A 24,607-nucleotide genomic window follows, 5' to 3' on the forward strand; every position below is an offset into this window, starting at 1 on the left:
AGTACAAAAAACTGATGTTAAGAAAAAAACTTGACAAAGGTTTCTATGGGGTGTAGTATGATTAATCGTAAAGGCATTTCGCTTAACAAGGAGTGGATTGAGTGCTTGAGAAAACGATGCGAATCAATTTACTGTTTGATTTTTACCATGCTCTTTTAACTCCGAAACAGCGGAATTATATGGCCCTTTATTATCTCGATGATCTTTCCCTTGGAGAGATTGCAGAGCAATATGAAGTGAGCCGCCAAGCAGTTTATGACAATATCAAACGAACAGAATCAATGCTCGAAGAATACGAAGAAAAGCTTGAACTTCTCGGAAAGTATCAGACCAGACAGCAACTATTGAGTGAATTACGTCAACAAGTTACTGATCAAAAGGATCAGAAAGAGTTGCTCGATACGATCGATCGTGTCGAGAAATTGGATTAGGAGGCGGCATTCTATGGCATTTGAAGGTTTAGCCGACCGACTTCAACAAACACTTCAGAAGGTTCGCGGAAAAGGTAAAGTTACCGAAGCGGACGTTAAAGTCATGATGCGAGAGGTTCGACTGGCGTTATTAGAGGCTGACGTAAACTTCAAGGTTGTTAAGCATTTCGTTGCGAAGGTCAAAGAAAGAGCGATCGGACAAGAAGTCCTTGAAAGTCTTACACCTGGTCAACAAGTCGTCAAAGTAGTCAATGAAGAATTGACAGCGCTGATGGGTGGAGAGCAAAGCAAGCTTGCGGTTGCCAACAAACCACCAACAGTTGTGATGATGGTGGGACTTCAAGGTGCAGGTAAGACGACGACAACCGGTAAACTGGCTAATCATCTCAGGAAGAATAATAACCGGAAACCGTTGCTTGTCGCAGCCGACGTTTACAGACCGGCAGCGATCAATCAATTGCAGACGTTAGGGAAACAACTCAGTATGCCTGTATTCGATCTCGGTACAGATGCGAGTCCCGTTGAAATTGCGAAGCAAGGGATTGCAAAAGCGAAAGAAGAGCATCACGATTATGTGATCATCGATACAGCAGGTCGACTGCATATAGATGAAGGATTGATGGATGAGCTTTCTCAAATCAAAGAGCTTGCAAAGCCGGATGAAATCCTGTTAGTTGTAGATGCGATGACTGGTCAAGATGCAGTCAACGTCGCTGAGAGCTTCAACGACCAGCTAGGTCTCACAGGTGTTGTCCTTACAAAACTAGATGGTGATACACGTGGTGGGGCAGCTTTATCAATCAGATCTGTAACCGAGACGCCGATCAAGTTCGTCGGTATGGGCGAAAAGCTGGATGCTCTTGAGCCTTTCCATCCTGAACGTATGGCTTCAAGGATTTTAGGTATGGGAGATGTTCTTTCTCTCATTGAAAAAGCCCAAACGAATGTGGATGAAAAGAAGGCGAAAGAGCTTGAAGAAAAAATGCGGACGATGAACTTTACGTTCGATGATTTTCTTGAACAGCTTACCCAGGTACGAAGCATGGGTCCACTTGATGAACTACTTGGCATGTTACCGGGTTCCGGACAGATGAAGCAATTGAAGAACGTCAAAGTTGACGAAAAACAGCTCAATCATGTTGAAGCAATCATCCAGTCGATGACGAAGGGTGAAAAGCAACAGCCCGCTACAATCAACGCAAGTCGAAAGAAACGTATCGCAAAAGGAAGCGGTCGTTCCGTTCAAGAGGTAAACAGGCTCTTGAAACAGTTCGAGGACATGAAGAAAATGATGAAACAAATGTCCAATATGCAAAAAGGTAAGAAAAAAGGTGGAATGGGCAACATGAAATTCCCATTCATGTAATTCAGGATTTGACCGGTACACATTACCGTGATAATAAACAACTTACAAAAATTTTAGGAGGAATTATAGATATGGCAGTAAAAATTCGTTTAAAGCGTATGGGAGCAAAAAAATCTCCATTTTATCGTTTGGTCGTAGCAGATTCTCGTTCACCTCGTGATGGACGTTTCATCGAAGAGATCGGATACTACAACCCAATTGCACAACCAGTTGATGTGAAAATCGACGAAGAGAAAGCTCTTGACTGGATGTTGAAAGGTGCAAAGCCTTCTGACACAGTACGCAACCTTTTCTCTGACGCTGGTCTTATGGAAAAGCTACACAATGCTAAAAACCAAAAATAAGTAGGGTGGAATTGATATGGAAGAGTTAATCGAAACGATTGTTAAGGCTCTTGTCGATCACCCAGAAGATGTACGCATAGAAGAGGTTGAATCGAGTAGCACTGTCACTTATCAACTTACTGTTCATAGTGAGGACATGGGTAAAGTGATTGGAAAGCAAGGACGGATCGCCAAGGCGATTCGAACCGTGATCAATGCTGCTGGTACCAATGAGCGTAAAAAGATAAATTTAGAGATTGTGTAATTAGAATGAAGAGGTGGGGGCAACCCCACCTCTTTGTTTAGAGGAAGCTTAAAATTTGGCGAATGATAAACTTCAGATTTCTACGTTACTAGGTTTTACCGGTCCTCACGTATGAATAATATACGTTCCGGTCCTCAAAACCTTCGTGCCTTGAACTCTTCGTTTCTTATCCACCATATTTTAAGCCATTACTATTTGAGATTAAAGTATATCTTGCCTGTGAATGATTGATGATAGAAGAACAAAACATTTATCGGGGGAAAAATGATGAGCGAATGGTTTAATGTAGGGAAAATCGTCAATACACATGGAATCAGGGGTGAGGTAAGAGTCATCACCCGTTCGGATTTTGCTGATGAGCGATATGAGGAGGGTTCGAAACTTTATCTATTTCAACCTGGGAAAAATGAGCCTATGCCCTTAGTAGTCCGCTCCCATCGTAAGCATAAACAATTCGACCTTGTCTCTTTTGAAGGCTACCCGTCCATTAATGAAGTCCAACCATTGCGAGATGGTATATTGAAGGTCCATAAAGAACAACTTAAGGATCTGCCTGAAGGTGAATTCTATTATTATGAAATCATCGGATGCGAGGTTAAGACAATAGATGGCAAACACCTCGGTAAAGTGAAAGACATACTATCCCCTGGTGCAAATGATGTCTGGGTCGTCTATTCAGATGAAACGAAGAAAGAAGTCTTGATTCCATATATAGATCCAGTTGTAAAAGTAGTGGATGTTGTCAAAAAACAAATTTTGATTGAACCGATGGAAGGGCTATTAGAATGAAAATTGATATTTTGACCCTTTTTCCCGAAATGTTTGATGGCGTCTTGAATAGTTCCATTTTAAAAAAAGCTCAAGAAAAAGAAGCAGTTACCTATTCTGTTATCGATTTTAGGGAGTACACGACGAACAAACATCGAAAAGTCGACGATTACCCATATGGCGGCGGTGCAGGAATGGTATTGACTCCACAGCCCTTGTTTGATGCAGTGGAACAGCTTAAAAGTGATCAGGAAACTCCCCCTAGAGTCATTCTGATGTGTCCGCAGGGAGAACGTTTGACGCAACAAAAGGCGGAAGAACTATCAAAAGAAGACCATTTAATTTTCATCTGCGGTCATTATGAAGGCTATGATGAGCGTATCAGGGAGCATCTTGTCACTGATGAAATTTCGATTGGCGATTATGTTCTTACCGGGGGAGAACTTGCTGCGATGGTAGTGATCGATAGTGTTTCAAGACTTTTACCCGAAGTACTTGGCAATGAAGAGTCTTCTAAGCTGGATTCATACTCTTCCGGAATCCTTGAACATCCCCATTACACTCGTCCGGCAGACTTCCGGGGAATGAAAGTACCTGAAGTTCTTCTTTCTGGAGACCACGCAAAAATCCAAAAGTGGCGGGACAAAGAATCGTTGAAAAGGACGTTCTTAAGGCGTCCTGATTTGATCGATTTGGCAGTGCTAAGTGATGAAGACCGAATCTACCTGGAAAAGGTAAAAAAAGATAGAGATTCATAAACAAAGTCTCTTCAGGATATTGCGTCATCACTACGTTTATGCTAAGATATTCTTTGTGGCTTGTGCCGCTTGATTACGATGTTCCGCTGTTATGATGGAAAAGCATAGACAAGAACATTTGTAAGGAAGGAGGAAATATCATGCAACAACTACTTAATGATATTACAAAAGAGCAGTTGAAAACAGATTTGCCAGAATTCCGTGCAGGAGATACTGTCCGTATCGACGTTAAAGTTGTCGAAGGAACACGTGAACGTATCCAGGTATTCGAAGGTGTTGTAATTAAACGCCGTGGATCTGGAATCAGCGAAACATTTACTGTTCGTAAAATTTCTTACGGCGTTGGAGTTGAGCGTGCTTTCCCAGTACACTCACCAAAAATCGCTAAGATCGAAGTTGTACGCCACGGTAAAGTTCGTCGTGCTAAACTATACTATCTACGTGCACTACGTGGAAAAGCAGCACGTATCAAAGAAATTCGCAGATAATGACGCACACTCGTGCGAAAAGGAGCTTGGAAACAAGCTCCTTTTTACATACCTTAAAATGTTAGGATGAATTTTTTGAGCGAAATTTGCAACACTCCTTCGGAAAGGGAATGAATTTCGCCAAAATCAACAAATAGAAAGGTTGTTTCTAAAAGATTGTTGCTAATGAAGGTTATCATTTGATATAGCAACAATGAAAACCTGTAAGCAGCGGAAATATATGAGACTCCTGTGGGAAAAGCAAGCCAGGCGAGACCCCACAGCGAGGATCGAGCGAGGAGGCTTACGGATGTGGGTTAATACAGGGAATAGATGTCTAGCTCAGCACCAGTCACTTGGATCACTTCAAACTTCCTGCGGCGGTCGACACATTGATTGACATCTTATGTGTGAGCCCACGCAGAACCAAGTCTTTGTTTGGTTTGAGCCTCCTCGTCAGTTTTCCAGTGACCTACGTGCCTAACCGGATCGCTTCCGCTTTTCTTTAGACCACGGAAAGTGAGTATATTTCCACGCTATATCAATAGAATTGTGAAAAACAACAATCGTTTACTAGAAGATCCAAAAGAAACAAATGAATCTTTCACACTGACAGATGATTGTTTTAACCATTTCGAATATAATGAAGTATAGATAAATGGTAAATAGAAAAACTGGGGTGGAGAAATGGCAAAGCGCAAAAATGAATCATGGGAATGGCTGAAGGCACTTGTTATTGCATTAGTGATTGCAGCAGGGATCCGTTACTTCTTATTTGCACCAATTGTTGTAGATGGGGAGTCAATGATGCCGACACTTCATAATGGAGATCGAATGATCGTCAATAAATTCAGTTACGAGGTAGGGAAACCTGACCGGTTCGATATCGTTGTGTTCCATGCTCCTGAAGGGAAAGACTATATAAAAAGGATTATCGGTCTCCCAGGGGATAAAATCGAGTATAAAGATGACACACTATACGTGAATGGCATAGCAGTTCCAGAACCATACTTGAATGAATATAAACAAGGGCTTTCAGGAGGCAATCTGACCTATAATTTCGATTTAAGTGATGAAATCGGCACCCAAACTGTTCCGAAAGGACATGTATTTGTACTAGGAGATAACAGACAGCATAGTAAAGACAGCCGGAACATAGGCGCAATTCCGATGGATCAAATCATTGGGAAAGCGAATGTGATTTTTTGGCCGGTTGCACATTTTGAAGTACTAAAGTAGGTGAATTGAATGCAAATCCAATGGTTCCCTGGTCATATGGCCAAAGCAAGACGCGAAATTACAGAAAAGCTGAAGATGATCGATGTCGTGTTCGAACTTGTTGATGCACGAATCCCTTTGTCTTCGCGGAATCCCATGATAGATGAGATTATTGAAAATAAACCTAAGCTGGTTCTACTGAACAAGACCGATATGGCGGATCGTGCGATAACCAAAGAATGGGAAGATTATTTTTCAGCACGTAATTTGAGGACTGTCACAGTGAATTCAAAGACAGGACAGGGTCTAGAAAAGATTTCGGAAATTGCTAGAGAGCTTGTAAAGGACAAGCTAGATAAGATGATTGAAAAGGGCGTGAAGCCTCGGGCAGTCCGAGCTTTGATACTTGGAATACCGAATGTCGGCAAATCGACGCTCATCAACCGACTCGCGAACAAGAAGATTGCGAAAACAGGTGATCGTCCTGGAATAACACAAAGGCAGCAATGGATCAAAGTTGGAAAAGAACTTGAGTTGCTTGATACACCAGGAATATTATGGCCGAAATTCGAAGACCAGATTACTGGTTATCGACTTGCAGTAACTGGTGCGATCAAGGACGACATCCTCGATTTTGGAGACATCGCCTTTTTCGCAGTTCAATATTTGAAGGATGCCTATCCTGAAAAACTGATTGACCGTTACAAGTTGACCGATACATCTGCTCCTCCGCTTGAAGTCTTTGAAGAGATTGGAAAGAAGAGGGGTTGCCTCATCAAAGGTGGAGAGGTAGATTATGAAAAGGCTGCTGAAATCATCTTAAGAGATATCCGTTCTGAAAAGCTTGGACCGATTTCTTTTGAAAGACCAGCAGACTACGAATAAGACACTGATACAAGGGGTTGGCTTGATAGGAAGGAAACTATCATGCCACCCCTATCTTTGTATAGTTAGAGAAGGTAATATATCACTAAAATTCAATAGCTGGTGACTGCAGGGATTTTTCGAAGGATAAGATTAAGCATTCGCTTATGGCCTTGATTCACCAAGGCTTTTTCATGGCTTCGATAATGAAATTGATCTTATCTAAAATATTTTTTAAGCGAAATTCGCGACATTCCTGCGGGAAAAGCGAGCCAGGCGAGACCCGTGGAGGTGCTGTCTAGCTCAGCGACCAGTCACTTGGAGCACTTCAAATCTCCTGCGGCGACCACAGCCTCCTCGTCAGTTTTCCAGTGACCTACGTGACTAGGCAGGTCGCTTCCGCTTTTCGTTTGCCCGCGGAATGGGAGTGAATTTCGCAGAAATCACCAATTAATAATAGTATTTACATAAATATTCTTCACAAAAGGAGAAAACGATGGAAAAGAAATCAATAAAGGAGCTTCGGGCGCATATCGAAAGTCACGAGGGAGACCTTGATGAGGGGTTTATTCGACAATTGAAGAATGATTCAAGAAAAGGCGTCCAACAGCTTTATGTGCAATGGTGTAAGCGTAAGGAACAAGAAAAGGCACGAATTGATACATATAATCGTATGTCGTTGATCGAAAACCATTGTTATTCGAATGGGTTTCGTTTGGTAGCTGGAATTGATGAGGTGGGCCGTGGACCACTTGCTGGACCAGTCGTCGCCAGTGCGGTCATTTTAGATACAAATACGCCAATCATTGGACTGAACGACTCGAAAAAGCTATCTGAGCCAGTTCGTGAAGAGTTATACGAAAAGATCATCCGGAATGCTGTGGCAATTGGTGTCGGGATTGTATCGGCACAAGAAATCGACCGGTTGAATATTTATCAAGCTAGTAAAGTTGCGATGATGAAGGCGATCGAGGATTTACCGATCGAACCTGATTATCTTTTGATAGATGCGATGGATCTCCCAATTGATCTTCCGCAAGAGAACATCATCAAAGGGGATGGGAAAAGCAACTCAATTGCAGCTGCTTCAATAGTGGCAAAAGTGACGAGGGATAGGTTGATGAAGGAAATCGATCGTAAGTATCCGCAATACTACTTCAAATCAAACGTCGGCTATGGAACGGTACAGCATTTAGAAGCATTAAAAGCGAATGGGATCACACCTGAACATCGTAAATCTTTCGCCCCTGTTTCCGAATTGGTACCAAACAAAAACTAGTGTGATGACGATATAAGGAAGGAACAGTTTATGACGGAGGGTGTGACGTTATGAAGGCGATGCCGATCGAATCCATCATTCGAAATATAAGTCGTTTGAACCCTGTAATAGAATTAAGACCCGGGCAGGTTTTTTCAGGAAAAGTTTTGGCTTTGTACCCGAACGATCTGGCCCAGGTACAACTGGCAGGTCGGAAAATGAACGCTCAACTTTTGACCCAACAAAAACTATTGGCTCCAGGTTAAGTCAAGTACAAGTGGCGGGATGCCGGTTTTGGAAGTACTAGAGCAAAGCAAGGTGAATCAGCTGCCAGCACAGGTTTTCGGTCACCGTAAAAATCAGCCAGCTATACAACGGATGATCATGAATCTTTCTAATGAACAACTTCCAATCACAAAGCAGTTGATCACACTTGCTGAAAAATGGTTATCGCAGGTGCCTTACGTAGATAAAGGGATACAAGCTGTTAAAACAATGTTGCTCAAAAACCTTCCTGTTACAGAAACCATTTTTAAAGCACTTTACCATGTGCAAGATAGCCGGTCGCTGACTTCAGAACTTCAATCACTACAGCAAACCATAAAAGGAGCAGGGGTGTACAATGGAGAAAGCGCGGTTGAAAAGGCGATTTCCCGTGTATTGGATGCCACATCACGAAACACAGCCATAGAAACTGTCAAACAGCTTTTGCAATTATATTCTCGCCCGATGACTGCTTCACATTCGAAGTTGCAAATTGAAAGCATTTTCCGGACAATGGATATGAAAATCCCTTCAATGAAACAAGAATTACTTACACAATCAGGTAAAATTCAGATTTCAGATGAAGCGTTGTTGAAAGAGTTGAAGCTGAATATGTCTGTTTCGAAAAGCGAACTTTATTTACAGCAAAAATTAAGTATGATCAGCAAAGAACAAACGAATTGGATGCATGCGCAGCTAAATATGAATAAGACACCGAAGCCGCATCTTAATCTGGTTGAAATCATCCGTGGACTTGGTTTGACGTTCGAGCATGATTTGATCAACACTCAGCTTGGAGAACTGAAAAATCAGCAACAATTGAAATCTGCACTTCTAGAGCTGTTATCTCAGGAATTACCGGGGAGTATCAAGGATAGGGCTGAAGTATTGTTACATAGACTTACTGGTCAGCAGCTGCTGCATTTGAGTGAGAACCAAACAATCACCTCGTTATTTTATCAATTCCCAATACACTTTAAAGAATGGGAGAGCGATGTGATGATGCGTTGGGATATGAAACGGGAATCTTCAGGAGATGTCGATGAGGATTTCAGCCGTATCCTTTTTTACCTTGATTTGCAATTTCTCAATGAGACGATCGTTGATATGAATGTACAGAACAGAATCATTTCCGTTAAAATCATCAATGAAAATGACTATCTAAAACATTTTATCTCAAAATTGAAACCACAATTGAAAGGTGCATTAGAAAAGATTGATTACAAGCTGTCCACTGTGAAAGTGGAGAACCCTTCTGAAGAATCCACTCTACCAATCCAAACAGGGTTACAAGATGTATCTTCACGAGGAGTTGATCTTTCCATATGACGAACACCGATCGTAAAACAGCTGTAGCGTTAAGATATGATCAATCTGCAAATAGTTCACCAAAAGTGGTTGCGAAAGGTAAGGGGGCTACAGCTGAAGAGATTTTGCAAACAGCACGGCAGCATCGTGTACAGATCCAAGAAGATACGTCGTTAGTCCAATTGCTTTCAAAGCTCGAGATCAACCAGGAAATTCCACCAAATTTATATCAGGCGGTAGCCGAAGTTTTCGCTTTCGTGTATCAGCTGGACCAGGCATCGAAACCAAAGGATTGACCAGGGACTCATAATGGAAGGCAAAACACCACATACTATAGAAAAATAGAGAGGTGGTTGTTTTATGATGAAAAAAAACAAGCTGGAAGTACCTGGATGTGATCAAGCAGTCCAACAGTTCCGAGAAGAATTTGCTGAAGAATTCGGTGTTTTTCGACCGGCAGCCGAGCGTGATAGCATCACGAAGAAAATCGTGGATGAGCGAAAAAAGAATGACGATTGTTAAATAAAGCAAAAGGCACTTGTGTGGATCTGAAAAATTCACACAAGTGCCTTTTGTCATGTCCCACAGGTTTTACTGTATAAGATGATTGCTTTAAGCCCTAATCTCGACTTTTCCACCCCAAATTCTTGAAATTCATGAGAAATCAATCGCAACGGTGGACATGAGAGCGGTTTATTTATACAATAATAACGGTGTTGCATAGATTAGACACATGATAGGAGGATGGAGAATGAATATCCACGAGTATCAAGGAAAAGAACTCTTGAGAAAGTATGGGGTATCAGTTCCTAATGGAAAGGTTGCATATACGATCAAAGAAGCAGTAGATGCAGCTAAAGAACTCGGTACTGAAATCAATGTAGTTAAAGCTCAAATTCACGCTGGTGGACGTGGGAAAGCCGGTGGTGTTAAAGTTGCTAAAAATCTTGATGAAGTGCGTACATATGCTGAAGAGATTTTAGGCAAAACACTCGTTACCCATCAAACAGGCCCTGAAGGAAAAGAAGTTAAGCGTCTTCTAATTGAAGAGGGCTGTGACATCAAGAAAGAATACTATGTAGGACTTGTATTGGACCGTGCTACTTCACGTGTCGTCATGATGGCATCTGAAGAAGGCGGTACTGAAATCGAAGAGGTAGCAGAAAAGACACCTGAAAAAATCTTTAAAGAAGTGATCGATCCGGTAGTTGGACTTAGTCCTTACCAGGCTCGCCGCTTAGCTTTCAACATCAATATTCCGAAAGAGCTCGTGAATAAAGCAGTCAAGTTCATGATGGGCTTATATACTGTGTTTGTTGAGAAGGATTGCTCAATTGCAGAAATCAACCCTCTCGTAACGACTGGGGATGGAAATGTAATGGCGCTTGATGCGAAATTGAACTTTGATTCAAACGCATTATTCCGTCATAAAGATATTCTTGAATTGCGTGACTTGGATGAAGAGGATCCTAAGGAAATCGAAGCTTCTAAGTACGACCTCAGCTATATCTCCTTAGACGGTAATATCGGTTGTATGGTTAACGGAGCAGGTCTTGCAATGTCAACGATGGATATCATCAAATATTACGGCGGGGATCCTGCGAACTTCCTTGATGTTGGGGGCGGTGCAACAGCTGATAAGGTAACTGAAGCCTTCAAGATCATCTTGTCTGATCATAATGTAAAAGGAATCTTCGTAAACATTTTCGGTGGAATCATGAAATGTGATGTCATTGCTGAAGGTGTAATCGAAGCTACGAAACAAGTAGGTCTTGAACTTCCTCTAGTTGTACGTCTGGAAGGAACGAACGTAGACCTTGGTAAAAAATTGTTGAATGAATCCGGATTGAATATCACTGCAGCTGAGTCTATGGCTGACGGTGCAGAAAAAATCGTTTCACTAGTGAAGTAGGAAGGTGGGGAAAACTCGATGAGCGTTTATGTTAATAAAGATACGAAAGTAATCGTACAAGGGATCACAGGTTCAACAGCCCTTTTCCATACGAAGCAAATGCTTGAATACGGTACTAAAATCGTTGGTGGAGTGACGCCTGGTAAAGGTGGTACAGAAGTTGAAGGAGTTCCTGTATTCAACACAGTTGAAGATGCAGTGAAAGAAACTGGAGCGAATGCTTCTGTCATTTATGTGCCTGCACCATTCGCTGCAGACGCGATCCTTGAAGCGGTAGATGCAGACCTTGACCTAGCCATCTGTATCACAGAACACATTCCGGTAATGGATATGGTGAAAGTCAAGCGTTATATGGAAGGGAAGAAGACACGCTTGGTTGGTCCGAACTGTCCAGGTGTCATCACTCCAGAAGAATGCAAAATCGGAATCATGCCTGGCTATATCCATAAGAAAGGACATGTCGGGGTTGTTTCCCGTTCTGGAACATTGACTTATGAAGCAGTCCATCAGCTGTCTCAAGCTGGTATCGGCCAATCTACAGCAGTTGGTATCGGTGGGGACCCAGTCAATGGTACAGACTTCATCGACGTCCTTAAAGCATTCAATGAGGATGAAGATACTTATGCAGTCATCATGATCGGTGAAATCGGTGGTACTGCTGAAGAGGAAGCTGCAGAGTGGGTAAAAGCGAACATGACGAAACCTGTTGTTGGATTCATCGGAGGTCAAACTGCACCTCCAGGAAAGCGCATGGGACATGCAGGTGCGATCATTTCAGGCGGTAAAGGTACAGCTGAAGAAAAGATCAAAACCATGAATGCGTGTGGAATCAAGGTTGCAGAAACACCATCTGTAATGGGAGAAACGTTGATTTCTGTATTGAAAGAACAGAATCTATTGGAAGCTTGCACAACACATAGCAAATAATACAACAATGGGGCTGGCCCGAAGAAAGGTTTCAGACATCTCAGATTAGAGATGTCTGGTACTAACGGGAGCGGCTCCTGTTTCTTTTTGTACGGGCTGGCAGTTCGTCCGCAGAACAAATGTTTGTTGCTAATGGAATGTTGTAAAGAATGATGCTGAAACCTTTTGGCAGTGGAAATATGCGAGACTCCAGCGGGAAAAGCAAGCTAAGCGAGACCACGCAATCTTTTAAAGGATCTTCGACTATAATAAGGACCTTCGACTAAATTCAACCACGTCCTGTGGTGAACGTCGAAGCCAGCACATCCTGTTCAAGTGAGGAGGCTTGCAGATTGCCTGCGGCCTAAAGAAACCAACTATACTTTTTATACATAAAAATCAGAGCAAGAAAATAAAGGTGAATTGCCTATACATATCGAACCAATCGTGAAGAAGATTTTTCCTCAAGTGGATTACATTATACAAAATCGTAATAAAACATGCCAGTTTATAAAAAGAGGAGATCGATTCATTGTTAAGTAGAAAGAAAGAACGCCTTTTATTTTTATCTGAGTGCAATGGTTTGGGGATTAAAACTTTGTCTAGAATGATTAGGGAAGACAGTACACTTGAAAAAGTGTTTCAAATGAGTAATCATCAATTAAAGACACAGTATCTTCTTTCCGAATCGACTTTAATCCAAATCAAGGACAAAACGGAGCAAGAAAAATTTTTGAAGAAATCCCAGAAATACAAGGGTAGCAACATCGAAGTCATTACAATATTCGATACGGAGTATCCTTCCTTATTGAAGGAAATTTTCGATCCACCGCTGGTGCTATATGTAAAAGGGGATACGAGTCTTTTGTATGGAGGAAAAATATTAAGTGTCGTCGGTACAAGAGATGCGTCAATAAATGGTCTGCGCAGCCTCGAGAAAATAATCACTCCCATGATTGAACAAGGCTGGACCATTGTCAGTGGACTGGCGTACGGAATTGATATTTCAGCACATCGTATCACGATGACATCAAATGGGCGTACGATTGCTGTTTTGGGCAGCGGGTTCAATCATATTTATCCGCGGGAACATGCCGATGACGCGCAAAGGATCGCCTCGGAACATCTTTTGATTTCCGAATTCCCACCTGATCGGAAACCGGCGAAGTGGCAGTTTCCGATGAGAAACAGGATTATAAGCGGGCTTTCAAGGGGAACATTGATTGTAGAGGCTCGTGAAAAGAGTGGCTCGTTGATAACTGGTGATCAAGCACTTCAACAAGGAAGAGAAGTTTTTGCGGTGCCTGGTTCGATATTAGAACCACGTACAATGGGTACACATCACTTGATACAACAAGGCGCAAAGCTTGCAGCGAGTGCGGAAGATATTTTTGAAGAGTTGTCTGACTTTAAATCTTAAGTTTGACAAACCAACATACTATATACAATAATAGGGAAGATTTTAAAATTAAAAAAGGGGGAGACAGATAGAATTATGGCTGATTACTTAGTAATAGTAGAATCTCCCGCCAAAGCAAAAACGATTGAAAAATATTTAGGAAAAAAATATATCGTAAAAGCTTCCATGGGACATGTACGTGATTTACCGAAAAGCCAAATGGGTGTTGATGTAAATAACGATTTTGAACCTAGATACATTACGATCAGAGGGAAAGGTCCCGTATTGAAAGACCTGAAGACCGCTGCAAAGAAAGTAAAAAAGATTTTTCTCGCAGCTGACCCCGATCGTGAAGGAGAAGCGATTGCTTGGCATTTGGCCCATAGCCTTGAAATGGACGATAAATCTGATTGTCGAGTTGTGTTCAATGAAATTACGAAACAAGCTATCAAAGACTCGTTCAAGAGACCTCGCAAGATCAACATGGATCTTGTAGATGCCCAACAAGCGAGACGGATTCTCGATCGACTTGTCGGATATAACATCAGTCCTTTGTTATGGAAGAAAGTAAAAAAAGGATTAAGTGCTGGTCGTGTCCAAACCGTGGCATTACGCTTGATTGTCGAACGTGAAAAAGAAATACAGAATTTCAAACCAGAAGAATACTGGAAAATCAAAGCGTTATTCAATAAAAATGGTGAACAATTCGAAGCGTCCTTCTTTGAGTTGAATGGTGAAAAGGTTGAACTTTCGAATGAAGAAAAAGTGAAGGAAGTCTTGAAGCACATCAAAGGTGAATCATTTGATGTCACTTCTGTCCTGAAGAAAGAGCGTAAAAGAAATCCAGCCGCTCCATTTACAACTTCTTCATTGCAACAGGAAGCAGCAAGAAAATTGAATTTTCGTGCAAAGAAAACGATGATGATGGCGCAACAATTATACGAAGGAATCGATATTGGGAAAGAAGGGACTGTCGGTCTTATCACCTATATGAGAACCGATTCCACTCGTGTATCTGATGTAGCCAAAAATGAAGCACGCGATTATATTACAGAACAATATGGATCGAAATTCACGAGCAGTCGACCGACTGGAAAAAAATCCAATAATGCGCAGGATGCCCACGAAGCGGTGCGCCCGACGTCGACCCTTCGGGATCCGAAAGCAGTCAAACCGTATTTGAGCCGGGATCAATATCGTTTATATAAATTGATTTGGGAACGTTTCGTTGCAAGTCAGATGGCACCAGCGATCATGGATACGATGGCGGTCAACCTGGACAATAACGGAGTACGTTTCCGTGCAAACGGTTCAAAAGTGAAATTCCCTGGATTCATGAAAGTTTATGTAGAAGGTAACGATGATAACAAGAAAGATGAAGATAAGATTCTTCCAGACCTGAAAGAGGGAGACTCGGTCAAAACCGAAGATATTGAACCGAGCCAGCACTTCACTCAGCCTCCACCGAGATATTCAGAGGCAAGGTTGGTCAAAACGATGGAGGAACTTGGAATCGGACGACCATCTACTTACGCACCGACTCTCGATACGATTCAACGTCGTGGATATGTGGCATTAGACGCTCGGAAGTTCGTACCGACTGAACTTGGGGAAATTGTACTGGAGCTGATCCTTGAGTTTTTCCCTGAAGTCATTGATGTCGAGTTTACTGCTGAAATGGAAACGAGTCTCGACCATATCGAGGAAGGTACAGAAGAGTGGAAGAAAATTATTGCTGCCTTTTATAAAGAATTCGAGAAAAAATTGAAGGTTGCAGAGGAAGAAATGAAGGAAGTAGAGATCCAGGACGAACCTGCCGGTGAAAATTGTGAGAAATGCGGCAGCGAGATGGTCTATAAAATGGGTCGATACGGGAAGTTCATGGCTTGCTCGAATTTTCCTGACTGTAGAAATACGAAACCGATTGTCAAGGATATCGGTGTAAAATGTCCAAAATGTAATGAAGGAAATGTCGTTGAGCGAAAGAGTAAAAAGAGGCGCATCTTCTATGGTTGCGATCGATATCCTAACTGTGATTTCGTTTCATGGGATAAACCGATCAGCCGACCTTGCCCGAAGTGCGAAAGTTTACTCGTCGAAAAGAAAACGAAGAAAAGCAACACGATCCAGTGTACGAATTGCGACTACAAAGAGAAACAAAATTAGGGTGATGGAAATTGAATTTACAAGCAGTTAATGTCGTAGGTGCAGGGCTAGCAGGAAGTGAAGCTGCTTGGCAGTTAGCAAAACGCGGAATTAAAGTCAATCTATATGAAATGAGACCGAAAAGACAGACACCTGCACACCATACGGATAAATTTGCAGAGTTGGTTTGCAGCAACTCACTTCGTTCAAATGCCTTGACTAATGCAGTAGGGGTACTAAAAGAAGAAATGAGACATTTGGATTCGGTCATCATTCAAAGTGCGGATGACTGTTCTGTCCCTGCCGGTGGTGCACTTGCAGTTGACCGGCATGAATTTGCAGCGAAGGTGACAGAACGCGTGAAAGATCATCCGAATGTGACAGTCTTCGGAGAAGAAATCCGTGATATTCCCGAAGGACCTACGATCATTGCAACTGGTCCATTGACTTCGGAAGATCTGTCAAAAGCGCTATTATCTCTGACAGGTGAAGAGTATCTTTATTTCTATGATGCTGCAGCACCAATTATTGAAGTGGATAGCATCGATCGTGATAAAGTTTATTTGAAATCCCGATATGATAAAGGGGAAGCCGCATACCTGAACTGTCCGATGACAGAAGCGGAATTCGATCGTTTTTATGATGCGCTTATTTCAGCCGAAACGGTCCCTTTGAAAGAATTCGAGAAAGAAATTTTCTTTGAAGGGTGCATGCCAGTCGAGGTGATGGCAAAGCGGGGAAAGAAGACCTTGCTTTTCGGACCAATGAAACCAGTAGGATTAGAAGATCCGAAAACCGGGAAACAACCATATGCAGTTGTTCAATTACGACAGGACAACAAGACTGGAACACTCTATAACATCGTAGGTTTCCAAACACATATGAAATGGGGTCCGCAGAAAGAAGTCATAAGATCGATCCCGGGTTTGGAAAGTGCGGAGATCGTTCGATATGGTGTCATGCATCGGAATACGTTTATCAATTCACCAAATTTACTTAGACCGACATACCAGTATAAAGACCGTGCTGATTTGTTCTTCGCCGGTCAGATGACAGGTGTGGAAGGTTATGTGGAAAGTGCAGCTTCCGGTTTGATCGCAGGAATCAACGCGGCTCGTCTTGTTCAAGATCAAGAACCAGTTGTTTTCCCGCTGGAAACGGCATTAGGCGGAATGGCAGAATATATTACGACTGCCAACCCGGATAACTTCCAGCCGATCAATGCAAATTTCGGATTATTTCCTCCGCTTGATAAGAGAATCAAGAATAAGAAGGAACGGTACGAAAAGATTGCTGAGAGAGCACTGGGAACAATTCAGAATTTTTTAACAAAAGTGTGAATATATATTGTCAAGGCCTCTAAGTTGTGATACGATTTAGGGGTCTTTATGCTAATTGTTCCACTATTCAGAAAATAATAGGAAGTTGATCGTGATATGCAAGAAGACATTCGTCTTTTTATCGAATATCTACAAATTGAAAAAAATTGTTCGCAGCATACCGTCATCAATTATCAAGTTGACATCGACGATTTTGTGGAATTCATGAGGCAGCAAGGCATGTACCAATTTGCTGCTGTTTCTTATGTACATGTCCGTCACTATCTGACAATATTGCATGAAAAGAAATACGCCAGAAAAACTGTAGCAAGAAAAGTCTCAACATTAAGAAGTTTATATCGGTTTTTAATCAGAGAAGAACGCTTAGAACAGAATCCTTTTAAAAGTGCTAGTCTACCGAGACAAAACAAGCGACTCCCCAAATTCTTTTATGCAGAAGAACTTGAGGAGTTGTTTGAAGTTTCAGACTTAAACACCGCCTTGGGACAGAGGAATCAAACGTTGCTCGAACTTCTTTACGGAACGGGAATTCGAGTCAGTGAATGTTGTGGTCTTACTCTGAAAGACATCGATCTTTCGATTGAAACGATTCTTGTAAGGGGAAAAGGGCGCAGGGAAAGATATGTCCCGATAGGCAGTTATGCAATCGAATCGTTGGACCGTTATTTGAATTCTGGCAGGAAGACATTAATGAAAACGAAAGAGCATGATAAACTCTTCGTGAATTATAAAGGGGATCCTCTGACGGACCGAGGTGTAAGGAAAGTTCTGAAAAAGATGATCGAAGCGACATCTTTGACGATGAACATCACCCCGCACATGCTGCGTCATACGTTTGCGACCCACTTGTTGAATGAGGGTGCTGATTTGAGAGCAGTACAGGAACTATTGGGTCATTCCCAAATGTCTACCACTCAAATTTATACACACGTTACTAAAGATAGATTGCAGCAGATGTATCGTAATTTTCATCCAAGAGCTTAAGCGGGGTGAGGATTCAATGATGGGAGGAGGTCTATTATGAGTACATTCCATGCTACCACCATTTTTGCTGTCCATCATAAGGGTGGCTGTGCAATGGCAGGAGACGGGCAAGTGACTTTCGGAAATGCCGTAGTGATGAAACATACGGCGAAGAAGGTCCGAAAGTTATACGACGGTAAAGTTCTAGCTGGATTTGCAGGTTCAGTCGCTGATGCCTTCACATTATTCGAAAAATTCGAAGCAAAACTTGAGGAATTCAACGGGAATTTGCAACGATCTGCAGTAGAACTTGCAAAAGAATGGCGTGGTGACAAGATGCTTCGAAAACTGGAAGCGATGTTGATCGTCATGAATAAAGAAACACTATTGCTTGTTTCCGGGACTGGTGAAGTCATTGAGCCGGATGATGGGATACTAGCCATCGGATCAGGTGGGAACTATGCTTTGTCGGCAGGAAGGGCGCTGAAAAGGCATGGTGAACATTTATCTGCAACAGACATCGCGAAAAGCGCATTAGAGATCGCTGCCGAGATCTGCGTTTATACGAATGACCAGATAATTGTTGAACAATTAACTTGAAACGGGGGAGTTTGACACGATGAAAATGGATTATACACCAAGACAAATTGTTGAACGACTTGATCAGTTTATTGTTGGTCAGAAAAATGCGAAGAAAGCGGTAGCTATTGCACTCCGAAACCGGTATCGCAGAAGTTTGATCGACGAATCGATAAGAGATGAAGTCGTACCGAAAAATATATTGATGATCGGTCCAACTGGTGTAGGGAAGACTGAAATCGCTAGAAGACTGGCTAAGATCGTCGGCGCGCCTTTTGTAAAAGTGGAAGCGACCAAGTTCACCGAAGTCGGTTATGTCGGCCGTGATGTCGAATCCATGGTCCGTGACCTGGTTGAAACATCAATCCGTATTGTAAAAGAAGAGAAGATGGCCTCGGTTAAAGATCCTGCCGAACAGAATGCGAATAAACGGCTAGTGGAATTGTTGGTTCCTTCAAAGAAACCCGAACAGACTTCTTATAAGAACCCTTTGGAAATGTTGTTCGGAAATCAACAACAACAAGATCCGAACGACAATTCCGATACGGAAAAAGACCAGATTGCTTCAAAAAGGAAGCAGATCGCTCATCAACTGGCGCTTGGTGAATTGGAAGATCATTATGTCAACGTAGAGGTTGAGGAACAGAACCAGAATATGATGGATTTGTTCCAGGGCTCAGGAATGGAACAAATGGGGATGAATATGCAGGATATGCTCGGCAATCTGATGCCGAAGAAAAAGAAAAAACGTAAGCTTACTGTAAAGGAAGCAAGAAAGGTCCTGACTCATGAAGAAGCACAAAAATTGATCGATATGGACGAAGTTGGTCAAGAAGCTGTTACAAGAGCCGAACAAACGGGTATGATCTTTATAGATGAGATAGATAAGATTGCAGGTAGGGGTAATCAATCAGCAGATGTCTCGCGTGAAGGGGTGCAAAGAGATATATTGCCGATTGTAGAAGGATCGACAGTTGTTACGAAGTATGGACCTGTCAAGACAGATCATGTGTTGTTCGTAGCAGCAGGCGCGTTCCATATTGCAAAGCCTTCAGATCTTATACCTGAGCTCCAAGGGAGGTTTCCGATCCGGGTAGAACTGTCCAGTCTCAACATTGATGATTTCGTATCAATCCTGGTAGACCCTGACAATGCGTTGACAAAACAATATATAGCACTTTTGCAAACTGAAGGTATAAACATAGAATTTTCTGACGATGCTATTCGTAGAATTGCGACAATCGCAACAGAAGTGAATCAAAATACTGACAATATTGGAGCTAGAAGGCTTCATACGATTTTGGAAAGGTTATTGGAAGATTTATCTTTTGAAGCCCCGGATATTAATCTTGAGACGATTACAATTACTCCTGATTATGTCGATGAAAAACTAGGAGCCATTGCAAAAAATCGAGACTTGAGTCAGTATATCTTATAACAATTAGGAGGAGTTACAAATGAATTTATTAGAAAAAACGAGAAAGATCAATGCGTTATTACAAGAGTCTGGTGGTAAGCCAGTTAACTTTAAAGAAATGGCTGGTACTCTATGTGATGTAATCGAAGCAAATATTTTCGTAGTCAGCAGACGCGGGAAATTACTTGGATTCTCTCTTGTACAGGAAATTGAGAATGAGAGAATGAAGAAGATGCTCGTTGACAGACAATTCCCTACAGAATATACGAAAAACCTTTTCAACATTACAGAAACATCTTCAAACTTGGACATCAACAGTGATTATACCGCTTTCCCTGTTGAAAACAAAGATCTATTTGGTAAAGGTCTTACGACAATCGTGCCGATCGTTGGTGCAGGGGAACGTCTAGGGACCTTGATTCTTTCACGTTTGAATGAATCGTTCAAGGATGACGATCTGATCCTGGCTGAATACGGCGCGACAGTTGTAGGTACTGAGATTCTCCGTGAAAAATCTGAAGAAATCGAAGAAGAAGCTCGTAATAAAGCAGTAGTGCAAATGGCGATCAGTTCATTATCTTACAGTGAATTAGAAGCCATCGAGCATATTTTCGAAGAATTAGATGGAAACGAGGGACTGCTTGTAGCAAGTAAAATTGCTGATAGAGTCGGGATAACACGTTCAGTGATTGTAAACGCGCTTCGTAAACTTGAAAGTGCGGGTGTCATCGAATCACGCTCACTAGGAATGAAAGGTACGTATATCAAGGTATTGAATGATAAATTCTTACATGAGCTTTCTAAATTAAAAGCGATCTAAAGAGGAAGAGGGACTGACCTCAGTGTCAGCCCCTCTTTTTTTCTGGCTTTGTTATACTTTATTGTTGATTTATGCGAAATTCACTCCCTTTCCGCGGGCATACGAAAAGCGGAAGCGACCCGTTTAGTCACGTAGGTCACTGGAAAACTAACGAGGAGGCTGTCGCCGCCGTAAGAAGTTTGAAGTGATCCAAGTGACTGGTCGTTGTGCTAGACATCACTTCCATTGCATTACCCCAATACTGCAAGCCTCCTCGCTCGTTCAGAGCTGCGGGGTCTCGCCTGGCTCGCTTTTCCCGCAGGAGTGTCGTAAATTTCGCTTTAATCAAACTTACTTAGAAATCAACAGAATTATTTAACGAAGCCTTTTATTTTTACAGGGCACAGATTGAAAAGAGTCTTACATGGAAACATGAGGACTTCTATTCTCTGTGTCTTTTTGTTGTACTAAAAAAGAATTTGGGAAGATATGACACTAAAAGACCATAAGGGGGGGCACATAAGCTCCATTCCCTGATTACTTCAATAACTCATGCGGATAATTAGTGTGTAATTTCATGGCTGAATGTCTTAAGAAGCTTTCATACGGACAATCAATCCGAAATTTGGTGCAAGACTTGTCGTATGAACAAATAGTACCCACCAATTAAACTCTCTTGTGAGGACACTACCGACTTACACGTGAAAAGGGTGTTTAATAAACCGACCATTTTGATAATGAAAGGATACGCTGAATGAAAATATGGGACCTAACCACGAACTTTGTCGAATATTTATGATTAAAAAGAAGGGTTTTTCCTGAAGTTTGCGGAAATAAGGTAGTAATTAAGTCGAAAAACGACGATATGAGTCTAAAGAACTATTTAAATATTAGTCCTTTATATCGAAAAAAATCGAAATATCGCAAAATACATAGACAGTAGATGGTATTAACTATAAAATACACCTGAAAGCAATTTAGAAATTGTTGGATATTGAGGAAATTTTACTATAAGGAGGGTAGATATGCTAAATTCAAGTACAATTCGACATCTTGAACAGGCATTGAATTATCGTACAGCAAATCATGAGGCGATTGCGAATAATATTTCAAATGCTGATACCCCGAACTATAAAGCTAAATCAGTGGAATTCAGGGATACATTATACCGCTCCTTACAAGCCTATCGGACGGACCAGAAGCATATTCCTTTCTCTACAGAAGCTTCAGTTAACTCATCCTTCTTTACTAAAACCAATGCAGACACATCGTATTCCCATAATGGAAACAATGTTGATGTTGATAAGGAAATGACGAAACTAGCAGAAAATCAATTGTATTATCAAGCGCTGATCCAGCGTATGAATGGTAAATTCAGTTCAATGAACACGGTGATCAAAGGGGGAAGATAGATAAATGGGATTATTCAACTCAATGAATATTTCGGGTTCCGCATTAACGGCTCAAAGGCTTAGAATGGATGTTGCCTCATCGAATATGGCTAACGCAGAAACGACTCGGTCAGAGATGGTGAATGGAGAGTGGCAGCCTTACCGAAGAAAAATGGTCGTGCTTAAGCCAGGAGGGACAGAATTCAATTCAATTTTATCGAAAGTACATACGGGTGATCAGTTGAAAGGTGTCAAAGCAAGTTCGATTGTGGAAGATGAACAACCATTTAAATTGGCATATCAACCAGAGCATCCAGATGCAGATGATCAAGGATATGTTCGCATGCCGAATGTCGATCCTCTTAAAGAGATGGTGGATTTGATGAGTGCTACGCGGTCTTATGAAGCGAATGTGACTGTAATGAACGCAGCCAAAGGGATGTATATGAAAGCACTGGAAATCGGAAGATAAAGGGAGTGTTGTGATTGCAACCAGTACAATTGAATGTCACTTCATTACCAGCTGTTGAAAAATCCACACCTAGTCAAGCACGTAATCAGCTGGCTGTATCATTCAAGGATTTACTACATAAAGTCAATGAAGCTCAAATCAAATCTGATATCGAGACAGAAAAGCTCATTTCAGGTAAGACTGATAACTTACATAATGTGATGATCACTGCTGAAAAGGCAAGCATCACTTTGAATACAGCTGTGGAAGTACGGAACAAAGCGATTGAAGCTTATCAGGAAATCATGAGAATGCAGGTTTGATAGCATTCTATAGCAATTACATTTACGCACATAGTTTTCGAGGGTCTGGTAAGTTTTATGACCATTGAAAATAAATTTTTTTGCGAATGACGACCGGGGGATAAAATGAACGAAAAGATCTCGTCATATAAAAATCAAATGCAGCAATATTGGCAAGAACGTACGAAGAAACAGAAAACGTTGATCATAGGTTCTTTTATCGGTTTGTTTACCTTAATCATACTGTTGACCATCATCGTTTCTCATAAGAATTATGTTCCCTTATATTCCGGACTCTCCCCAGAAGAAACTGGGCAGATAAAAAGCAGTCTTGATGCCAAAGGGATCAGTTATGAAATTGCAAATAACGGAACAGCGATCAATGTGCCAGAAGATAGGGTAGATGCGCTGAAGGTGGATCTTGCTTCAGAAGGTCTGCCGGAAAGTGGGACCATTGATTATAAATATTTTGTGGAAAACAATGGATTCGGCATGACAGATAAGGAATTCGGTGTTGTTGAACGAGCTGCCATGCAAACAGAACTGCAAAATCTGATTGGTAGTATTGATGGGGTTCAGAATTCGAAGGTGATGATCAATCTGCCTAAAGAAAATGTATGGGTGACTGATGCAGAACAGACGGCTTCTGCATCTGTAGTTTTGGATTTAGAGCCTGGATACACACTGAAACAGCAGCAAATCAACTCTTTGTACAACCTTGTTTCAAAAAGTGTACCGTCCTTACCTATAGATAATATCGTCATTATGGATCAATTCTTTAATTATTTTGATTTGAAGGACACAGAGAAGGAATCTACTACACTTTCTGCTTATGAGCAGCAAAAAGCGATCAAGGATGACGTTGAAAAAGATTTGCAACGAAACCTACAACGTATGTTAGGCACGATGATGGGGCCTGATAAAGTGGTGGTTTCAGTCACTACTGACATCGATTTCACAAAAGAAAAACGCCAAGAAGAACTTGTGGAGCCTGTCGATCCGGAAAAAATGGAAGGCATTCAGATGAGTGTCGAAAGGATCCGTGAAACCTATACGGGCAATGGAACGCCACCAGGCGGTGTAGCCGGGACAGGAGACACAGACGTCCCTTCTTATCAAGGAGAAGATGGACAGTCAGGTGATTATCAACGTGTAGAAGAAAGAATCAACAATGAAGTGAACCGTATACATAAAGAGGTTGAAGAAGCACCATTTACAATCAGGGATATCGGAATCCAGGTAATGGTAGAGCCACCGGATCCGGAAAATCCAAATTCATTGCCGGCGGATCGGATCGATGATATCGAACAAGTGTTGAGCAGTGTAGTGCGAACGACCATCTCAAAAGATCAGACAAATGAAATTACTGAAGAACAAATCGGTCAGAAAATCATTGTTTCTGCTCAGCCGCTTAAAGGGAAAGTTGAAATGCCGCCTGTGGAAAATAAGCTTCCACTATGGATTTATATTGTCGGAGGTGTGTTACTGATCTCCATCATCATTCTACTCTTCTTATTGTTGAGGAATAGAAAAGAAGTAGTAGAAGAAGAGGAATTTAGCGGTGTCGACTATCAGGTTGAGGAAGTTCCTGAGTTGAAACCTCAGCAAACAGAAGAAACAACTCGTAAACAACAACTAGAACGACTAGCAAAAGACAAGCCGGATGAATTCGCAAAATTGCTTCGTTCTTGGTTGTCGGATGAATAGGGGTGG

Annotated in this window: 27 protein-coding genes; all 27 read left to right on the plus strand. The window is 41.7% G+C overall.

Annotated features, from left to right (window positions below; all coding sequences use genetic code 11):
- The first annotated feature begins 101 nt into the window (after positions 1-101).
- The 27 genes from KOL94_RS03910 (at position 102) to fliF (ending at position 24,601) form a co-directional block, all read left to right on the plus strand.
- Complete coding sequence (locus KOL94_RS03910) at positions 102-431, plus strand: putative DNA-binding protein (protein ID WP_221564220.1); 330 nt, start codon at positions 102-104, stop codon at positions 429-431.
- Positions 432-444: 13 nt separating this feature from the next.
- Complete coding sequence (ffh, locus tag KOL94_RS03915; protein ID WP_221564223.1) at positions 445-1,797, plus strand: signal recognition particle protein; 1,353 nt, start codon at positions 445-447, stop codon at positions 1,795-1,797.
- Between the two features lie 71 nt (positions 1,798-1,868).
- Positions 1,869-2,141 (plus strand): 30S ribosomal protein S16, encoded by a 273-nt coding sequence (gene rpsP / locus KOL94_RS03920; protein WP_221564225.1) that lies wholly within the window; start codon positions 1,869-1,871, stop codon positions 2,139-2,141.
- A 16-nt stretch (positions 2,142-2,157) separates the two neighbouring features.
- Positions 2,158-2,385: a KH domain-containing protein gene (locus KOL94_RS03925; protein ID WP_221564228.1), complete on the plus strand. Its 228-nt coding sequence runs from the start codon at positions 2,158-2,160 to the stop codon at positions 2,383-2,385.
- Between the two features lie 267 nt (positions 2,386-2,652).
- Positions 2,653-3,174, plus strand: a complete 522-nt coding sequence (gene rimM, locus KOL94_RS03930) for a ribosome maturation factor RimM (RefSeq protein ID WP_221564231.1) — start codon at positions 2,653-2,655, stop codon at positions 3,172-3,174.
- Entirely contained in the window at positions 3,171-3,911 is a 741-nt protein-coding gene (gene trmD, locus KOL94_RS03935) for a tRNA (guanosine(37)-N1)-methyltransferase TrmD (protein ID WP_221564234.1), read from the plus strand. The genes rimM and trmD overlap by 4 nt, the downstream gene beginning before the upstream one ends.
- 140 nt (positions 3,912-4,051) lie before the next feature.
- Positions 4,052-4,399 carry a 50S ribosomal protein L19 gene (gene rplS / locus KOL94_RS03940; RefSeq protein WP_221564237.1) on the plus strand — a complete coding sequence of 116 codons (348 nt, stop codon included), beginning with the start codon at positions 4,052-4,054 and terminating at the stop codon, positions 4,397-4,399.
- A 666-nt stretch (positions 4,400-5,065) separates the two neighbouring features.
- Complete coding sequence (gene lepB / locus KOL94_RS03945) at positions 5,066-5,617, plus strand: signal peptidase I (protein ID WP_221564240.1); 552 nt, start codon at positions 5,066-5,068, stop codon at positions 5,615-5,617.
- Between the two features lie 9 nt (positions 5,618-5,626).
- Positions 5,627-6,481 (plus strand): ribosome biogenesis GTPase YlqF, encoded by an 855-nt coding sequence (ylqF, locus tag KOL94_RS03950; protein ID WP_221564242.1) that lies wholly within the window; start codon positions 5,627-5,629, stop codon positions 6,479-6,481.
- 475 nt (positions 6,482-6,956) lie between these two features.
- Positions 6,957-7,739: a ribonuclease HII gene (locus KOL94_RS03955; RefSeq protein ID WP_221564244.1), complete on the plus strand. Its 783-nt coding sequence runs from the start codon at positions 6,957-6,959 to the stop codon at positions 7,737-7,739.
- Positions 7,740-7,789: 50 nt separating this feature from the next.
- Entirely contained in the window at positions 7,790-7,984 is a 195-nt protein-coding gene (locus tag KOL94_RS03960) for a hypothetical protein (protein WP_221564247.1), read from the plus strand.
- Between the two features lie 28 nt (positions 7,985-8,012).
- On the plus strand, positions 8,013-9,311 hold the full coding sequence (locus tag KOL94_RS03965) for a hypothetical protein (RefSeq protein WP_221564249.1): 1,299 nt from the start codon (positions 8,013-8,015) through the stop codon (positions 9,309-9,311).
- Entirely contained in the window at positions 9,308-9,586 is a 279-nt protein-coding gene (locus KOL94_RS03970) for an EscU/YscU/HrcU family type III secretion system export apparatus switch protein (protein ID WP_221564252.1), read from the plus strand. The genes KOL94_RS03965 and KOL94_RS03970 overlap by 4 nt, the downstream gene beginning before the upstream one ends.
- A 64-nt stretch (positions 9,587-9,650) precedes the next feature.
- Positions 9,651-9,812, plus strand: coding sequence for a small, acid-soluble spore protein, alpha/beta type (locus KOL94_RS03975; RefSeq protein WP_221564255.1), 162 nt, complete (start codon positions 9,651-9,653; stop codon positions 9,810-9,812).
- A 229-nt stretch (positions 9,813-10,041) separates the two neighbouring features.
- On the plus strand, positions 10,042-11,202 hold the full coding sequence (sucC, locus tag KOL94_RS03980) for an ADP-forming succinate--CoA ligase subunit beta (RefSeq protein WP_221564258.1): 1,161 nt from the start codon (positions 10,042-10,044) through the stop codon (positions 11,200-11,202).
- A gap of 18 nt (positions 11,203-11,220) precedes the next feature.
- A complete protein-coding gene (sucD, locus tag KOL94_RS03985) occupies positions 11,221-12,129 on the plus strand; it encodes a succinate--CoA ligase subunit alpha (RefSeq protein ID WP_221564261.1) in 909 nt (302 codons plus the stop codon).
- Positions 12,130-12,754: 625 nt separating this feature from the next.
- Positions 12,755-13,528 (plus strand): DNA-processing protein DprA, encoded by a 774-nt coding sequence (dprA, locus tag KOL94_RS03990; protein WP_260412193.1) that lies wholly within the window; start codon positions 12,755-12,757, stop codon positions 13,526-13,528.
- A 75-nt stretch (positions 13,529-13,603) separates the two neighbouring features.
- Positions 13,604-15,673 (plus strand): type I DNA topoisomerase, encoded by a 2,070-nt coding sequence (topA, locus tag KOL94_RS03995; RefSeq protein ID WP_221564264.1) that lies wholly within the window; start codon positions 13,604-13,606, stop codon positions 15,671-15,673.
- A gap of 11 nt (positions 15,674-15,684) precedes the next feature.
- Positions 15,685-16,992: an FADH(2)-oxidizing methylenetetrahydrofolate--tRNA-(uracil(54)-C(5))-methyltransferase TrmFO gene (trmFO, locus tag KOL94_RS04000; protein WP_221564266.1), complete on the plus strand. Its 1,308-nt coding sequence runs from the start codon at positions 15,685-15,687 to the stop codon at positions 16,990-16,992.
- 96 nt (positions 16,993-17,088) lie between these two features.
- Positions 17,089-17,976: a tyrosine recombinase XerC gene (gene xerC / locus KOL94_RS04005; protein ID WP_221564269.1), complete on the plus strand. Its 888-nt coding sequence runs from the start codon at positions 17,089-17,091 to the stop codon at positions 17,974-17,976.
- A 36-nt stretch (positions 17,977-18,012) separates the two neighbouring features.
- Positions 18,013-18,555: an ATP-dependent protease subunit HslV gene (hslV, locus tag KOL94_RS04010; RefSeq protein ID WP_221564271.1), complete on the plus strand. Its 543-nt coding sequence runs from the start codon at positions 18,013-18,015 to the stop codon at positions 18,553-18,555.
- A gap of 19 nt (positions 18,556-18,574) precedes the next feature.
- Entirely contained in the window at positions 18,575-19,972 is a 1,398-nt protein-coding gene (hslU, locus tag KOL94_RS04015) for an ATP-dependent protease ATPase subunit HslU (RefSeq protein WP_221564275.1), read from the plus strand.
- Between the two features lie 19 nt (positions 19,973-19,991).
- A complete protein-coding gene (gene codY / locus KOL94_RS04020; protein WP_221564278.1) occupies positions 19,992-20,771 on the plus strand; it encodes a GTP-sensing pleiotropic transcriptional regulator CodY in 780 nt (259 codons plus the stop codon).
- 1,004 nt (positions 20,772-21,775) lie between these two features.
- On the plus strand, positions 21,776-22,162 hold the full coding sequence (flgB, locus tag KOL94_RS04025) for a flagellar basal body rod protein FlgB (RefSeq protein WP_221564281.1): 387 nt from the start codon (positions 21,776-21,778) through the stop codon (positions 22,160-22,162).
- 4 nt (positions 22,163-22,166) lie between these two features.
- Positions 22,167-22,613: a flagellar basal body rod protein FlgC gene (gene flgC / locus KOL94_RS04030; RefSeq protein ID WP_221564283.1), complete on the plus strand. Its 447-nt coding sequence runs from the start codon at positions 22,167-22,169 to the stop codon at positions 22,611-22,613.
- Between the two features lie 14 nt (positions 22,614-22,627).
- Positions 22,628-22,915: a flagellar hook-basal body complex protein FliE gene (fliE, locus tag KOL94_RS04035; RefSeq protein ID WP_221564285.1), complete on the plus strand. Its 288-nt coding sequence runs from the start codon at positions 22,628-22,630 to the stop codon at positions 22,913-22,915.
- Between the two features lie 105 nt (positions 22,916-23,020).
- A complete protein-coding gene (fliF, locus tag KOL94_RS04040) occupies positions 23,021-24,601 on the plus strand; it encodes a flagellar basal-body MS-ring/collar protein FliF (protein ID WP_221564287.1) in 1,581 nt (526 codons plus the stop codon).
- The last annotated feature ends 6 nt before the right edge of the window (positions 24,602-24,607 follow it).

The sequence above is a fragment of the Alkalihalobacillus sp. TS-13 genome, assembly GCF_019720915.1.
GTDB lineage: Bacteria > Bacillota > Bacilli > Bacillales > Fictibacillaceae > Pseudalkalibacillus.